The organism is Syntrophorhabdales bacterium, assembly GCA_035541455.1.
GTDB lineage: Bacteria > Desulfobacterota > Syntrophorhabdia > Syntrophorhabdales > WCHB1-27 > JADGQN01.
This window is the reverse complement of sequence record DATKNH010000004.1, coordinates 1-13,758: the sequence shown is the minus strand read 5'-3', so window position 1 is coordinate 13,758 and position 13,758 is coordinate 1. Positions and strand designations below refer to the sequence as shown.

Below are 13,758 nucleotides of genomic sequence, written 5' to 3'. Positions count from 1 at the left end.
TGTTGCCTTGGTACTCCTTACTTGTGACAGGCCATGACGGGCCAGCCTCCGTGAAAAGGCCGTACCGCTAGAGAAAAAAGCTGAGAGAGACTAACAGTGCTGGATAAAAACCGACGAGCCTGATAGATCTGGCTCTTCTGGGAATAGTTCCGGGTGCAGATTCGATGACCGCTGGCATTCGGAGAAATTTGCGTCAGTGTGAGAAAGCTGGTCGACTGAAAAGTGATGCTTGAAGAAGATTACCCCATGCAATACATGAGTCGGCATTCCAAAGAGGTCCAGTGATTGGTCGGGATACAGGCTTTCGCATTGAACATAGTCCGGGACTGTAAAAAACAAAGCTGAACAGAAAATGAGGAATAAGAACATTCGCGATAGCACGCGTTTCATTTCTCTCCTCTATTCAGGAAAACTGCTCCTGATTGATAGAGTTGTCAATAGCTTTATGGCCCCTAACTAAAAATTTTTACCTTTTACCCGTATTTCCAAGTGCAAGCGTTTTGCCAATGCCCTTTCCCGCTCTCCGTCATCAAATTGGTAAGTTATACTGAGGACTTGCATGGCCAGGGCCGGAATCTCATACGATCACCATGTCCCGCTTACAGGAAAGCGTCTCGCATGCAGGACAAGCCTACGCGGATATTTAACAATATCAGGCTAGTTTAACAGGACAGAGGGCGTCGGTCGCCATCATCATCAGTTACCGGTCCCGCTGATCCGCGGGCCGTATTGAATGACAGAGACATCTTCGCCGGCAATGAGGGCGCTCCCTACCCGATGAGTCAGGCCTGTATTGCCCGCGGCCGTCACGGACACGTTGCCGTCACCCTGTTCCTGCTTGACCGAGAGGGTGATCCACGGATAAGCGCTTTTCGCGGTGAAGGTGCAGGTGGGCGATGAGCCCTTGACATAGACTTCCGCAGTGCCCCCGGGAAGCTGGAAGTAGATCGTGGTCGGCGAGACCGAGAATGTGCATGAAGCATCCTGGCCGAAGGAAGCAGGGGCAGCAATCAAGATGATCATGGATATAATAAGCAGAACAGAGCCGACGCATCTTTTCACAGGTAACGATCTCCTCTCGAAAACTAGTCTCGCTGTCGCTGGCCGGCGCCACGGTGTTTTCCACGGCCTCATTTTTTCATTCTCTCTTCGAACAGGGCCACTAGTCGCTTCAGGTGCTGCTTTTCCTCTGCGGCCAGCACACGGAAGACCTTTGATGGGGGCTTATTTTTAAGCCTCGCTTCCATAACTAGATAGAGGTCGTAAGAATTGGTCTCAAGGCCGACTGAAAACTCTAACACTTCAGATGCGCTTTTCCCTTTTGCCCATTGCACTGCCTCTGAAACGCGCACTCCGCCTTCCATGACATCGTCATCCTTTTCCACCGAGATTATGGATTTTGGATGACCGTTACTCGGGGGCTTGCCGGAGAACTCTCTGTAAAGATCGAGGAGCGTAGATTCATGGCGTTCCTCCGCCAATGCCAGTTCTGTGAACAAGCCCGAAACAGTGCTGTCGCCGAGAAGCATGTCACGCACCTCAGCATAAAACCGTCGAGAACCGTTTTCGAGGAACCACGCAAGCCCCGCCATCTCTTGCGGCGTCGTTGCGGGGGAGAAATAGGCGATGCCCGACTCGGGGGTTTTTTGTGCGACGAGACCTTTCCACGCCCTGATGCCTCCTTCCATACTGTAGACTTTTTCAAAGCCTGCATTTTGTAAAACAGAGGCAGCCGACCGGCTGCGAACGCCCGCCGCTCAGTACACGATGGTTGTCTTCTTCGGATCAAGTTCCGAAACGTGGTCTGCGAGCTCGCCCACTGGTATAAGCTGCGCGCCGGGAAGGTGGCCGTCCTCTTCATACTCCTTTAGTGTTCTCACGTCCACGAGGTTGTATTCGTCTTCGCTGTGGTCATCCAGGAATGCGCGGACCTCCTCGGGAGTCCATGTCGGGACGCGTTTGAAGTAGTCCAGAATTTTCATATCTCACCCCCTCGCTCGCTCCTCACGCTATTGTAAAATCCAGCCGGATCTATTTTGAATTCGTCGCTCGAAATTCCAAATATCAATATCGAAATCGCAAACGAGCTCCGATGCTCCGAAGGTCAAGTGCAACAGGCAGTTTCCTGCTACGGCTCCCACCGCGTTTGAAACTTTTGACATTTGGTGATTTGAGACTGTTTAGAATTTGGTGCTTGGAATTTGGAATTTCAAGGCTGAAGTTCATTCTGTAACCTCAGGCTTGTCCTCCCGTTCGCCCGACACCTGGAACATGCGCATGAAACGATTGTCAATATAGTCCTTCAGCACAAAGGCAAGTCTGCCATCCCACACCCAATCTTTTTTCCAGAAGATGCCACGGCCGTTGCCCATGTTGAAGATCAGCAGATAGTGCGGCTGCGGCTTAAAGGTCATCATCTCCCCGCCGTCGAGCGCTGCTTGCAGGTTGTGAAAGAGAATCGGATTCTCTCTCACTGCATAGACACCCACCTTTGCGAGCGGCTTGCCTTGCAGACTCACGCAGTCACCTCCACCGAAAATATCGTTATGCGCAACGCTCCGGAGGTGCGCGTTCACGAGTAACCCGCCATCTGCGCCCGTTGGAAGACCTGACTCTGCAAACAACCTTGCGGGCCTGATACCTATCGCCGCGAATGCCAAGTCGAATTCAAGTGTTCTTCCGTCGGTCAGCGCCACTCCATTCTGTTTAATCGACTTGACGAAACTTCCTTCGATGATCTCTACACCCCTTCCGGCAAGGGAACTCAGGGCAAGGCGACGCACCTTCTCCGGCGCGCCAGGCATGAGCTTTTCGCCTGCTATGAGCTTGATCGTGCCTTTGCCCCGGTTGGCATAGAGAAGCCGCCAGAGATTCGCGCATATCTCAAGTCCGGCCGGACCCCCGCCTATTACAGCATACTTCCACGTCTCGCCCTTTCTGATGCTTTCCAGAATTGTCTGCCTGGCCTTCAGAAGATTGACCACGGGCTTGACCGGTACAATGTTGTCCTGCTCTGCATCGGCGATCGACGCAACCGGGACCTCACTGCCTGTATTAAACGAGACCACGTCATAGATAACCGCACTTCCGGATTGCAGGAACAGGACATGGCGGACCGGATCGATCTTTACTACTTTATCTTCGACAAATGAGGCGCCCCTGTCCTCAGCCATCTTCCGGACGTGAAAGCGCACCTGCGATGGATGATAGGTGCCGGAGAGCATGCCGGGTCCCATGCCCGAATAGTAATGGAACGGCGATGCGCTGATCAATGTCACATTGTGGCCGGCCCGGGTGAAAACGGAAAGATTCTTTATTGCTGTGAGGTGCGCGTGGCCTCCTCCAACGAGGACAAGATGCTTACTCATAATATAAACCTAGACAAGCATATTTTATATCCAACTGCATTGAATTCGAAATCCTAATTTCTAAATCATAAACAATTCCGAATATTCAAAATCCTCAAACTCGGAAAGGCTAATCCATTTGACAGGTGTGACCTTTTAGGACATTTGATATTCGGGTAATTTGAGATTGTTTAGGATTTGGTGTTTCGAATTTGGGATTTTGAGCCACCTCAGTGCTTACCCCACAGTTCATCGAGTCGCTGGTCGCGGCCGCAGTTGTAACGGTAAAATTTGTAGCGGATGGGATTCTTCTTGTAGTAGTGCTGATGATATTCCTCCGCAGGGTAGAATTCCGATGCAGGAACAATTTCTGTGTAGATCGGTCCTTTGAAGCGGCCTGACTTTTCCAGCGCCTTCTTCGATTCCTCGGCCAGCAGCTTCTGCTCTTCGTTGTAATAGAATATGGCGCTGCGATACTGGGTGCCCGCGTCGCAAAACTGCTGGTCCTTCACGGTCGGGTCAATGTTGTGCCAGAAGACATCGAGGAGTTTTGCGTAGGAGATCTTTGAAGGATCGTAGACGATCTGCACAGATTCCGCATGGCCTGTTGTGCCCGAAGAGACTTCCTCATAGGTCGGGTTCTTCTTGGTGCCGCCGGTGTAACCTGGCGTGACGGATACTACGCCCTCCAGTTGATCAAAGGGGTGCTCCATGCACCAGAAGCAGCCGCCGGCAAACGTAGCCTTCTCAAACCCCATGCCTGCAGCCGTTTTTTGAGAGTCATTGGCAGAAAGCCATCCGGCTGCAAGTATAATGGGCAAGACTACAGCAATGACATAGAGTCTCATCATGTATTCCGTTCGATTTGGCCTGTCAGCAGCAGTCGACAGCAATGGAATCTCTGCTGAGCGCTGAAGCAATTACATTTTCTTCATGCCTGTTCGTATAAAGCTCTTCATTTCTGCTTCGCTCATCGCCGGCATGTCCGGATGGTCCTTCTTCGCATGCTTCATCCCTTCCATCATGATCTTGTCGACGGCTTCACCATCGTCCTTCGCATCAACCTTTATCTCGTAATTGCAGGGCGCAGGACATGTAAAAGAATAGTTCATTGCTGGTCACCTCCTTTCGTACATCCTAATCTAAGCTTCAAATCGGAAGTGTCAATGGGGGACCGTAGCTCCACTTCGCGTCTGCATCCATAGGGGGTCGGGGAATCTTGACAAATCGGTGACCACGTAATACCATCGGTAGAGACTTGAGCGGGCTGAAGGAGAATTTCGTTTGCAGAAGATCCGAAACACGAATCTGACAATACCCGTAGAAGGAAAAGGGCAGGCTTCAGCAATTCTCTCATTGCCTGAAGGTGCGTGCAAAAAGACTGCGGTCATTGTCGCGCACGGTGCAGGCAACGACATGCACAACCCGCTGCTGGCCAGCTTTGCAGAAGGACTCGCAGTGGCGGGGTATCCGGCAATGCGCTTTAACTTCCTGTATAAAGAACGCGGAGCCAAAGCGCCTGACCCCGAGGGAACACTGATCAAGACATGGCAGTCTGCTTACCGGGTACTCCACGAAGTTCGCGATCTCGATATCGATACATGGGTGGCGGCCGGAAAGTCAATGGGCGGCCGTATTGCATCGCAGATGGTTGCCCGTGGAATTCTGCCTGTCGATCGTATCATTTTTCTGGGATACCCGCTCCATTCTGCATCCAATAAAGAAAAGGTGCGGGATGCACATCTCTACCAGATAAAGATTCCCATGCTCTTCTTTGAGGGGACGCGTGACCCTCTCTGCGATCTGGGGCGGCTGCAGATGGTGTTGAAAAAGCTTCGTACCGCCTGGGAGCTGTACACCATAGAAGGAGGAGATCATTCCTTTCACGTGCCAAAATCGACCGGAGTAAACGACGAGGAAACCCACCGACGGATCACCCACAAAGCAGTCGAGTGGCTCGACAGTGCAAACGTTGAAAGTTGAGTCGTTGCCACGATTGACCCCATGGTTCTGTTCGGTTGCGATTCTCTGTTCTCTTGCACCAACGTTGGTTATTGCAGAACAGAGTTTGTCCGTTGGATACGGCTTTGCTTATTTGAACCTCTACCATAATCCTGGTTACATCCAGGGGTCGAAGCAATACGATTTTTTTCAAGTGGCCTACGATTACGAAAAGCAGGTCTGGCTCAAGAACCTTGCTGTCCTTGCAGAGCCATGGGCTGCCTATATCAACAGACCCGCTGACGGCGCGGATGTGGGTTTCAACCTGGGCATCAAGTATTACGTGCCCATCAATGAGCGATGGAAACCCTATTTTGTCGCGGCGGCGGGCATCGCGTACACGACCACCGGCTTTAAAGAACAGGGTACGCATCTCCTGTTTACGCCTCAAGCGGGCTTTGGCCTCAGGTACAGGAATTTTTTTATCGAAGACAGGCTGCGCCATCACTCAAACGCGCATACCGATTATCCCAACAGATCGGTCCACGCCAATATCATATCCGTCGGGTATTATTTCTAAGAAGATTTCCATTGTAAAGCGGCAGTGGACATGTGATATTGTTCATGCCCATGGTGAGTCGGATCTTCCTTGGTTCACTGCTAGTATGCTTCATACTTCTCCCCCACAAGGGCTACGCCGATATGTTCGTCGGCGGCGATACGACCTATACGATACAACAGGGAGACTCTCTCATTCTCATTGGAGCCAAGCTTGGAGTGGGCTGGCAGAGGATAGCGAGAGAGAATCAGATAGAACTGGACAAGCCGCTCAAGATAGGCCGCACGCTGAAAGTCAATACGAGAAGGATTATCCCGAAAAGCACGGAGTCGGGTATCATCGTGAATATACCCGACCGGATGCTCTACTACTTCAAGGAAGGGAAACTCGCGTCAGCCTTTCCCGTGGGTCTTGGCAAACCCGACTGGGAAACACCCACCGGCGCGTTCACAATTCTGGGCAGACAACGGAACCCGACCTGGCACGTGCCGCTGTCGATAAGGGAGGAGGTCGCAGCAAAGGGTGAGGCCATAGAGAGAGCTATTCCTCCGGGGCCGGACAACCCGCTCGGCAGGTATGCCCTGCGCACGTCAATGTCGGGAGTGCTTCTCCACGAAACAATCTGGCCTACCAGCGTGTATCAGTTCAGGAGCCACGCCTGCATAAGGATTCTGCCGGAGCACATGGAGAAATTCTTTCAAGGCGTGCGTGTTGGGACACAGGGGGAAATTATATATGAACCGGTGAAGGTTGCGTTGACTCCTGAGGGGCGGGTCTTTCTTGAAGTGCACCGGGACATTTACAAGAAAGCGGCATCACTGGATAGTGAAGTCAGAAAGCTTCTCGAGAAGCGCGGTTTGTCAGGAAAAGTGAATAAGGAGAAGGTAGACAGGGTCTTGCAGGATAAGCCGGACTTCGCGGAAGACGTTACCTCGTGATCGAGCGGGCGTTCGCGCGCCAGCCATAGGGGCCGATCCAGCTACGTTACCCGATCAAACATCTGGCTTGCCTCTTTTCTCTTATTGAGAAATAAGAGCGCTGCGTCCAACTCCTCGATGGGTAGCTGCGTATTCTTGCACGGACCTTGAGGCCTCCTGTTGGGCAGCGCGAGGACCGGAATTGTGTCGGCCACATCCTTGAGCCCACTGATCAAATCCCGTTCGCAGGCGATCGCAAGGATCACTGATGGGCGGTATTCCTGTATCGCCTTTCTCGCTTCTTCTCCGCCGGCCGCCGTTATTGTTTTTGCATTGATTGCGCCCAGTTTTTCCAACACCTGGCTCCTCGTTGCCCTCTCCAGACATCGCGGCAGCAGCACGAGGAGCCTCTCAGCACTCAGGTATTTGGACGAGGCCTTCAATACGATGTTGTGTACCTTTATGAAAGAATTGGAGACCCTGTCCCTGCCTATGCCGAACTTCTTTCCAAGCCACACGCTCTTTGGAAGCAAGGCGAGCAGTGATCTTTCTGTCCAGACGTAGGGCAGCAAAGACTTGCCGAATCTGGCGACAGAGATAGCCTGGGCCACAATTACGATCAGGAGAAGAATTGAGAATCCCTCTACACACCATTCCAGAGGCATGGAAGCCGCTTTGCTGAACTGTTCTATTCTGGGCTTCACCAGATACCACCCCGCATTAAGCAGGGCAATCACGAAGAGAAGTATGACTCCGGAGAGGATGAGAAAGGTTGCGCTGCTCTCATTCGTCTCGAGGTCGACTGAGCCACCGTCTCCCTTCCAGTCTGTCCATTCGTCCCCCAACTTCCGGTCCACAGGCTTGGCCAGGTTGCCTTCGTGGTCGTCACGCATCATAACCTCCCGAAGATCGATCCCTCACGTAACCTCATTTCACACACCGCTACGTTGCCTGTTTTCTGGTTTCAATGCTATCCCCATGCAAGGTCTTTACCGCGCGAGATTCTGCCAATCATCCTCGTGGTACCTGTTGTAAGAGTCTTCGCCTTAAGCTCAAAAGCCGGCATGGACGGGCCGGGTGTTATGCGCAGGGCGCAGTTACTCATAACTGTGGTAGCTTACCATGAAATGCCTTTCGAAGACTACAACAGGCGCCATCTGGTGTCGCGTCGGTCGCTTATCGGCGGTTAATGGTATAATAAGATTACTTCAGTGAGGTTGGATGGGCTGGTGTGTTAAAGAGGCATGAGTACGTTTGGCATTGGATTTGCTAAGCACTTATACTTCTATATGGAATAAGCTTCTGGGAATAGATTACCAGCAAGGAGGTGCGTATTGACGAGAAGGCTGACTATGTTTGCTGTTGCCGCACTCGTGGCGGCAATCTGGGTTTTATCAGCAGGGCCTGCCCAGGCCGCTGTCGAGTGGAAAGTGCTCAAGAGCCTCGACTTGAAAGCTGTCCCCCTGGATATGGCTCCTTCCATGGATGGACAGCGGTTATATATCCTGACGGCCGGTGAGATTCTTATTTACTCGATTCCGGAGGGCAGGATAACCGACCATATTGCCGTGGACAAGGACTTTGACCGCATTGTTGCCTTGCCGAGAGGGGACGCGCTCTCTGTTTCGAGCAGCAAAAAGAAGATGCTGCAGGTCGTCATGCTCGAGAGTATTTACAAGATAGACGTGAGCGGACTTCCCTTCAAAGGGCCCAAGGATGCCCCTGTCACCATTGCCGTCTATGACGACTACCAGTGACCGTATTGCGCGGGGCTTGAGCCCCTCCTCCAGCAGGTGCTGGATAAATTCCCCAAAGACGTGAAACTGGTGATTAAGCAGTATCCGCTTCCCATGCATGCGTACGCCAGGAAGGCGGCTATCGCAGCTCTTGCGGCGTCCAAGCAGGGCAAGTTCTGGGAAATGCACCACGAGCTTTTTGCGAATCAGAATAATCTCAGTGATGAAAAGGTCGAGGCAATCGCCAAACAGCTCGGCTTGAAAATGGACAAGTTCAATCAGGATCTGAAGGACCCCTCCATAGCCTCTCTTATCGACCGGGACGTGAGTAGCGCTGCCCAGGCAAACGTACAGGGGACGCCAACTATTTTTGTGAATGGCAGACTCCTGGTCCAGAGAAGCCTTCCCGGTTTTCAGCAGGCTATTGAAGCAGAGCTGAAGAGAGGAAAATAGAGCGGCTAACGGCGAAAGGCCAGGGGCTGACGGTCAAGGCAAAAGAGGCGAAGGGCTCATATGGTCCGTTCGCCTCATGCTACTAATGCTTGAGTGAATCGAACCATTCGAGGTTAGCCTTGATCAGTTCCGGTATCGGCAACTGATAAGGGCAGCGGGACATGCATTCGCCGCACTCCGAGCAGTTCCTTGCCCTGGCTATCATGTCCTGCATCCATTTGAGTTCGTCCACCTGGTTGCCAAAACGCTTGACTGTACTTTTCAGACCGATCAGGAACTGAATAGAAATGCCTTCCGTGCAGGGCTGGCAGTAATCGCATCTTCTGCAGAAGACACGGTCGAACTGCTTCCTGATGGCTTCTATCCTCTCTTCGTCTGATTCAGTGAGAGAGCCCCCTTCCACGAATATCTTCCAGTTCTCACGAGCACGTTCCAATGTCTCCGACCCGGGAATAGGCACGATACCTTCCTCCGCAAGCACGTATCTGAGGGCAGGTCCGGCCTCTTCGATGACTCCGCCGGATAGAGCCTTCATGGTCATTATGCCGATGTCCTTTTTTCGGGCCAGTGGAAAAACTTTTTTTGCCGCATCGGGTTCGAGGAAACTGTAGCAGGCCAGGATAACGTCGAATCGATCTTCTTCGATCATCCGCTCGAGGAGATCGAGTGAATGGCTGGAGACAGCAATGTGATCGATCAAGCCCTGGTCTCGTGCGCGCTCGAGGCCTTCGTACGCGCCTCCCGGGGCCATGACCTGCTCGTATTCTTCCTGTTTGGTAATGTTGTGGAGATGATAGATGTGGACTTTGCGCGCCTGTAACTCTTCAAGACTCTTCTTCACATCATCGTAGATCTTCGCTGTCTTTGTCTGTGACTTTGAAGAAATGATGACAGGCATGTCTATGCCCTGAAGAGCGAGCCCGATCTTACGCTCGCTGTCTGTATAGGCGCGAGCCGTATCCAGGAGGTCTACGCCCATCTCGACTACAGCCCGTATAACCGCGACTGCCTCCTGCTCGCTGATCCGCTGTATTGGGATTCCACCCCATCCCATTCTGGTTACCATCAGGCCGGTTCTTCCGAGTCTCACCTTTTTCATGGTCATAACTCCTTGCACGCCTCTCTTCTGTGAACGATCTCATTATATACCACTCTGGTGCTCACTTCATAGCCGCGCATGCAGCCCTGATTGAAGGTGGATTCTGGCAAGGAGTCTTTTCCGTGCTATAATGCTGTGATGACCGTGGATGAGCCGTTGCTCGTATGCTGGATGAAGAGGCGCAGGATTGTGTGAGCGTCTGCTGGCAATGATTTCTGGACGAAAGGAGGTCGCATGTTTATTCTCATATTTGCGGTACTCATAGTCGCTGCTGCAGTCATTTTTTCATACCAGAACAGCGCGGTCGTTACGCTCTCATTCGTCATATGGAATTTTACCGCATCTCTTGCTATTGTTGTGTTTCTGGCAGTTCTGGCAGGTATGGTAATCATGGGTCTCCTGTGGAGTTTCACGAGCTTGAAGAAGAGTATGAAGAAAGGAACAAAGTCGCGGGAAGTTGCCGCCGGTGCGGGTAAGAGCGGGAATCTCCCGTAGTGACGGCGAAGGGCTCTCAACGACTTTCCTGCATTCGACCAGGCGCGGTGGATCGACAGGCATGTGCCATTTTATTTGCGAGGTCTCCTGAGAAGGGAAGGGTAAAGACGCGGCTGGCATCCCTTCTAGAAGAGGATGCCGTTTTAGAGCTTTACCGTTGTTTTGTTCACGACATTCTCGCCACGCTTATGCGCAGCGGTTTTGAGCTGCGTATTTTTTTCTATCCACCCGAAGCAAGGAAAGAAATAAGGGATTGGCTCGGCAGTGCACATCGTTACGCGGCTCAGCAGGGGGAAGACCTAGGAAGGCGCATGAAGAACGCGTTTCGGAGTGTGTTCAACGAAGGCTTTCACAGATCAATACTCATTGGCAGCGACGTGCCGGATTTACCTCTTTGTATCGTGGAGGAAGCGGTGACGGCACTTTCATCCAGGGACGCAGTTGTAGGCCCTGCGCGCGACGGCGGCTACTATCTCATCGGCTTCAATGCGGATCGGTTTCCGCAGGAGGTCTTTAGACACATCCACTGGGGGACCTCCACCGTATTCCAAGAGACCAGCCGCGTGCTGCGGGATCGCGGCTACGACGTGTGTGAACTGCCTCAATGGCGTGATATCGACACTCATGAAGATTTGTTGCGCTTCATGCATGACCATGAATCAACACCTGAGGGATGCCTCATGACGCTGGATTACCTGCGGGCGTGTGCGAGGAAACAGGATGACCAAGTGTGATATCTCGGCCATCATGCCTGTTTTTCGCGAGGAAGAATTGATCGATCAGGCAGTCAGCGCCCTGCAGAGCCTCCGTTGCGATGGTCGATTGGAGATTATCGTGGTTGACGGTGACCCTGAGGAGCGAACGCTTAAGGCTCTAAAAAGCGATGGCGTTGTGACCGCGCGCTCAGAGAAGGGACGGGGCAGGCAGATGAATGCAGGGGCTCTGCTCGCAAGCGGCGATATCCTGCTTTTTCTCCACGCAGATACACAACTACCCGAAGATGGACTCTTGCGAATACGCGCGACAGTGAAAGACGGCCGCTGCGTGGGCGGAAGCTTCGATCTGGGGATACATTCAGACAGGTTCTGCTTCAGGTTGGTAGAAAAGGCAGCATCCCTCCGCTCGCGTATAACCAGGGTGCCGTATGGAGATCAAGCTATTTTTATGAGGAAGGATTTCTTTCTTCGTCTGGGTGGATTCAGTGACCTGCCGGTCATGGAGGATATTGACCTGATGCGCAGGGTGCGAAGGTCAGGGGCAAGGATTCAGATTATAAAAGAGAAGGTGGGGACGTCTGCAAGACGATGGGAAAAAGAAGGTGTGCTTGTTTGTACGTTGAGAAACTGGATATTGGTACTGCTCTACCTTGTCGGAGTTTCACCTCATCGCCTCGCGCGATATTACAGGAGCCACGATGAAGAACAGGTCAAGGCTGAGGGTGAGCTTGAAGAAGAAGAAAGGAAAAGGCGAGACTTAACGAAGCACCCAAAACAAAGGTTGAGGTAAGGTATTTCTTCGACCTTAACCTCAACCTACTGTATCTCTCTCCTGGTCTAGCTACCAGTCGTAGCCTATCGGCCGCCGGAACGTGTACTCAAAAGGCTCCGTGATGAGCTTATCCCCCACCTCAGCACCGGTACCGGTCGTTGCTGCGAAGGGAAAAGCCCAAAAGCTTGTGGCGAGCCCCACTGCACAAGCTGCTATACCCATGGGACGGAGGATGAGCAGATCAAAAAGCGTGGAATCCAGCGGGATGTCTCCCCTATCATATGTAGCGTATTTCGTTGTGGTTCCCGCATATGCCGGGATTTGTATAAGGCTGACTGCCAGAAGAACGAGCAACCCGACTATGATCTTTTTTCTCATATGTTTACCTCCTTTAGTGCCTGTTTAAAGTCGGCCACACTGGTGAAGCGAAGTGTCTTCCATCCCTGGGCCTGCGCTCTTTCCAGATGTCCCGGAGTGTCATCGATGAAGAGTATTTCCTCGGGTCTGAGCCTCAATCGCGCAGCAATGTCTCTGAAAATAGTCCCATCTCTTTTGCTTTTTTTCAAGTAAAAAGAGTTAAAGACATGGTCGAAATAGTGATAAAACGACTCCCGGTCATTCAGTTCGTCCAGCCAATCTGTCTGGTCGCTCAGGAGGGCTACGGTCACGCCCGCAGTCCTGACTCTGGTGATTTCGTCAAACATCTCACGTCTCAGCACAAATCGATTGAGTATTTCTTTTCGTAATTCATTATCGTCATTTCTTATCTTAATCTTAAGCCTCAGCGCCTCCCAATAGGCATGCTCATCCACCTTGCCTGTCACGTACCCAGTATCATATATCAAATCTCGTGCCATAACGAAGAATTTGTCCGGGTCCAGGCCATTATTTCCAGCAATCGCCTTGAGTCCCTCGCGGAAACCTTCATCGGCCACAACCCCGCCAAAATCGAGCACAAGAGCCTTTATCATGAGTTAACTAACCAGTATAACATGGCTATGCTGCTGACGAAGTCAAGATGAGGAAGGGACGGGTTTTTCCGTTACCTTTACAGGAAAATCTGATAAAATAGAAGTGACATGAAAATAGGCGTCTTTTCGGATCAGGGTCGTATCTTCATCGGCTCTGTTTTTAATGAGCAGGTGTTCGATCTCTCGGCGGCCTCGCTGCAGTTCGAAAAAGAGGTCTTGCCTGACCTGGGCACTATTCTCGCACTGGAACACTTTGGTACGAAACTTTTCCACAACCTGTTTATGCTGGGACAGTACCGGGAGGAGTTGTGGATCCCTTTGAATTTTCTCACGTTTGTTCCGCTATACAGGCCCGGCAAGATCGTATGTCTCGGGTTCAGTTACGGGAAGCACGCGGAAGAGTTTTCCCGGGAGGTTGTCAGGGAGCCCATTTACTTTACCAAGCCGGGTTCAGCAATTATCGCGCATGAGCAGCCCATCATCTATCCTGACGGGTTGGGACGGATCGATCCGGAAGCGGAGCTGGCAGTGATCATAGGCAGAAGGGCGAAAGAAGTTGCGGCAAAGAAGGCGCCAGAGTATATCGCCGGGTACACCATTCTTAATGACGTGACTGCCCGGGACCTGCAGGCTAAAGATATGGAAAACAAGCGTCCCTGGTTCCGATCAAAAAGTCTCGACACGTTCTGCCCCATAGGTCCCTGGATTGTCACGGCCAACGAGATCGATCCGGACGAGCCATTGAAGCTTCG

At 52.0% G+C, this 13,758-nt stretch carries 18 protein-coding genes and 1 pseudogene; 9 read left to right on the top strand and 10 right to left on the bottom strand.

Annotated features, from left to right (window positions below; translation table 11 throughout):
• Window positions 1-696: 696 nt before the first annotated feature.
• From VMT71_00245 to VMT71_00220, 6 genes are all read right to left on the bottom strand, one after another.
• Window positions 697-1,062: a BACON domain-containing protein gene (locus VMT71_00245; GenBank protein ID HVN22368.1), complete on the bottom strand. Its 366-nt coding sequence runs from the start codon at window positions 1,060-1,062 to the stop codon at window positions 697-699.
• 68 nt (window positions 1,063-1,130) lie between these two features.
• On the bottom strand, window positions 1,131-1,688 hold the full coding sequence (locus VMT71_00240; GenBank protein ID HVN22367.1) for a ferritin family protein: 558 nt from the start codon (window positions 1,686-1,688) through the stop codon (window positions 1,131-1,133).
• Window positions 1,689-1,757: 69 nt separating this feature from the next.
• Window positions 1,758-1,982: a rhodanese-like domain-containing protein gene (locus VMT71_00235; GenBank protein ID HVN22366.1), complete on the bottom strand. Its 225-nt coding sequence runs from the start codon at window positions 1,980-1,982 to the stop codon at window positions 1,758-1,760.
• A 240-nt stretch (window positions 1,983-2,222) separates the two neighbouring features.
• A complete protein-coding gene (locus tag VMT71_00230; GenBank protein ID HVN22365.1) occupies window positions 2,223-3,368 on the bottom strand; it encodes an FAD-dependent oxidoreductase in 1,146 nt (381 codons plus the stop codon).
• A gap of 209 nt (window positions 3,369-3,577) precedes the next feature.
• On the bottom strand, window positions 3,578-4,198 hold the full coding sequence (msrA, locus tag VMT71_00225; GenBank protein HVN22364.1) for a peptide-methionine (S)-S-oxide reductase MsrA: 621 nt from the start codon (window positions 4,196-4,198) through the stop codon (window positions 3,578-3,580).
• A gap of 69 nt (window positions 4,199-4,267) precedes the next feature.
• Window positions 4,268-4,459 carry a hypothetical protein gene (locus VMT71_00220; protein ID HVN22363.1) on the bottom strand — a complete coding sequence of 64 codons (192 nt, stop codon included), beginning with the start codon at window positions 4,457-4,459 and terminating at the stop codon, window positions 4,268-4,270.
• A gap of 172 nt (window positions 4,460-4,631) precedes the next feature.
• Here VMT71_00220 and VMT71_00215 point away from each other — a divergent pair, with 172 nt between their 5' ends.
• The 3 genes from VMT71_00215 to VMT71_00205 all read left to right on the top strand — a co-directional run bounded on the left by VMT71_00215 (window position 4,632) and on the right by VMT71_00205 (window position 6,785).
• A complete protein-coding gene (locus tag VMT71_00215; GenBank protein ID HVN22362.1) occupies window positions 4,632-5,330 on the top strand; it encodes an alpha/beta family hydrolase in 699 nt (232 codons plus the stop codon).
• Between the two features lie 85 nt (window positions 5,331-5,415).
• Window positions 5,416-5,868, top strand: a complete 453-nt coding sequence (locus tag VMT71_00210) for an acyloxyacyl hydrolase (GenBank protein HVN22361.1) — start codon at window positions 5,416-5,418, stop codon at window positions 5,866-5,868.
• 32 nt (window positions 5,869-5,900) lie between these two features.
• Window positions 5,901-6,785 (top strand): L,D-transpeptidase family protein, encoded by an 885-nt coding sequence (locus VMT71_00205; protein HVN22360.1) that lies wholly within the window; start codon window positions 5,901-5,903, stop codon window positions 6,783-6,785.
• Window positions 6,786-6,826: 41 nt separating this feature from the next.
• Here the strand turns inward: VMT71_00205 and VMT71_00200 are convergent, their stop codons facing one another.
• The gene (locus tag VMT71_00200) at window positions 6,827-7,657 is read right to left on the bottom strand and encodes a DUF116 domain-containing protein (protein HVN22359.1); all 831 of its coding nucleotides are present in this window, start codon (window positions 7,655-7,657) and stop codon (window positions 6,827-6,829) included.
• A gap of 441 nt (window positions 7,658-8,098) precedes the next feature.
• Here VMT71_00200 and VMT71_00195 point away from each other — a divergent pair, with 441 nt between their 5' ends.
• Complete coding sequence (locus VMT71_00195) at window positions 8,099-8,521, top strand: hypothetical protein (protein HVN22358.1); 423 nt, start codon at window positions 8,099-8,101, stop codon at window positions 8,519-8,521.
• 12 nt (window positions 8,522-8,533) lie between these two features.
• Window positions 8,534-8,953: pseudogene (locus VMT71_00190) on the top strand (thioredoxin domain-containing protein).
• An 82-nt stretch (window positions 8,954-9,035) separates the two neighbouring features.
• Here the strand turns inward: VMT71_00190 and VMT71_00185 are convergent.
• Window positions 9,036-10,052, bottom strand: a complete 1,017-nt coding sequence (locus tag VMT71_00185; GenBank protein HVN22357.1) for an aldo/keto reductase — start codon at window positions 10,050-10,052, stop codon at window positions 9,036-9,038.
• 234 nt (window positions 10,053-10,286) lie between these two features.
• On the opposite strand from VMT71_00185, the gene VMT71_00180 reads away from it, so the two are divergent.
• The 3 genes from VMT71_00180 to VMT71_00170 are packed head-to-tail and all read left to right on the top strand — an operon-like array spanning window position 10,287 to window position 12,053.
• Window positions 10,287-10,547 (top strand): LapA family protein, encoded by a 261-nt coding sequence (locus tag VMT71_00180; protein ID HVN22356.1) that lies wholly within the window; start codon window positions 10,287-10,289, stop codon window positions 10,545-10,547.
• Entirely contained in the window at window positions 10,547-11,281 is a 735-nt protein-coding gene (locus tag VMT71_00175) for a TIGR04282 family arsenosugar biosynthesis glycosyltransferase (protein HVN22355.1), read from the top strand. The genes VMT71_00180 and VMT71_00175 overlap by 1 nt, the downstream gene beginning before the upstream one ends.
• The gene (locus tag VMT71_00170; protein ID HVN22354.1) at window positions 11,268-12,053 is read left to right on the top strand and encodes a TIGR04283 family arsenosugar biosynthesis glycosyltransferase; all 786 of its coding nucleotides are present in this window, start codon (window positions 11,268-11,270) and stop codon (window positions 12,051-12,053) included. The genes VMT71_00175 and VMT71_00170 overlap by 14 nt, the downstream gene beginning before the upstream one ends.
• A 51-nt stretch (window positions 12,054-12,104) precedes the next feature.
• Here VMT71_00170 and VMT71_00165 read toward each other — a convergent pair whose 3' ends face one another.
• Together VMT71_00165 and VMT71_00160 are read right to left on the bottom strand one after the other, a co-directional pair.
• Window positions 12,105-12,413 carry a hypothetical protein gene (locus VMT71_00165; GenBank protein ID HVN22353.1) on the bottom strand — a complete coding sequence of 103 codons (309 nt, stop codon included), beginning with the start codon at window positions 12,411-12,413 and terminating at the stop codon, window positions 12,105-12,107.
• Window positions 12,410-13,006 (bottom strand): HAD family phosphatase, encoded by a 597-nt coding sequence (locus VMT71_00160; protein HVN22352.1) that lies wholly within the window; start codon window positions 13,004-13,006, stop codon window positions 12,410-12,412. The genes VMT71_00165 and VMT71_00160 overlap by 4 nt, the downstream gene beginning before the upstream one ends.
• A gap of 108 nt (window positions 13,007-13,114) precedes the next feature.
• On the opposite strand from VMT71_00160, the gene VMT71_00155 reads away from it, so the two are divergent.
• Window positions 13,115-13,758, top strand: a 644-nt coding sequence (locus VMT71_00155) for a fumarylacetoacetate hydrolase family protein (protein HVN22351.1), incomplete at its 3' end; no start/stop codon positions are given.

Coding starts and splice junctions, on each gene's coding strand:
- VMT71_00240 (HVN22367.1), bottom strand. CDS start 1,688: ATGGAAGGAGGCATCAGGGCGTGGAAAGGTCTCGTCGCACAAAAAACC.
- VMT71_00235 (HVN22366.1), bottom strand. CDS start 1,982: ATGAAAATTCTGGACTACTTCAAACGCGTCCCGACATGGACTCCCGAG.
- VMT71_00230 (HVN22365.1), bottom strand. CDS start 3,368: ATGAGTAAGCATCTTGTCCTCGTTGGAGGAGGCCACGCGCACCTCACA.
- msrA (HVN22364.1), bottom strand. CDS start 4,198: ATGATGAGACTCTATGTCATTGCTGTAGTCTTGCCCATTATACTTGCA.
- VMT71_00220 (HVN22363.1), bottom strand. CDS start 4,459: ATGAACTATTCTTTTACATGTCCTGCGCCCTGCAATTACGAGATAAAG.
- VMT71_00200 (HVN22359.1), bottom strand. CDS start 7,657: ATGCGTGACGACCACGAAGGCAACCTGGCCAAGCCTGTGGACCGGAAG.
- VMT71_00185 (HVN22357.1), bottom strand. CDS start 10,052: ATGAAAAAGGTGAGACTCGGAAGAACCGGCCTGATGGTAACCAGAATG.
- VMT71_00180 (HVN22356.1), top strand. CDS start 10,287: ATGTTTATTCTCATATTTGCGGTACTCATAGTCGCTGCTGCAGTCATT.
- VMT71_00170 (HVN22354.1), top strand. CDS start 11,268: ATGACCAAGTGTGATATCTCGGCCATCATGCCTGTTTTTCGCGAGGAA.
- VMT71_00165 (HVN22353.1), bottom strand. CDS start 12,413: ATGAGAAAAAAGATCATAGTCGGGTTGCTCGTTCTTCTGGCAGTCAGC.
- VMT71_00160 (HVN22352.1), bottom strand. CDS start 13,006: ATGATAAAGGCTCTTGTGCTCGATTTTGGCGGGGTTGTGGCCGATGAA.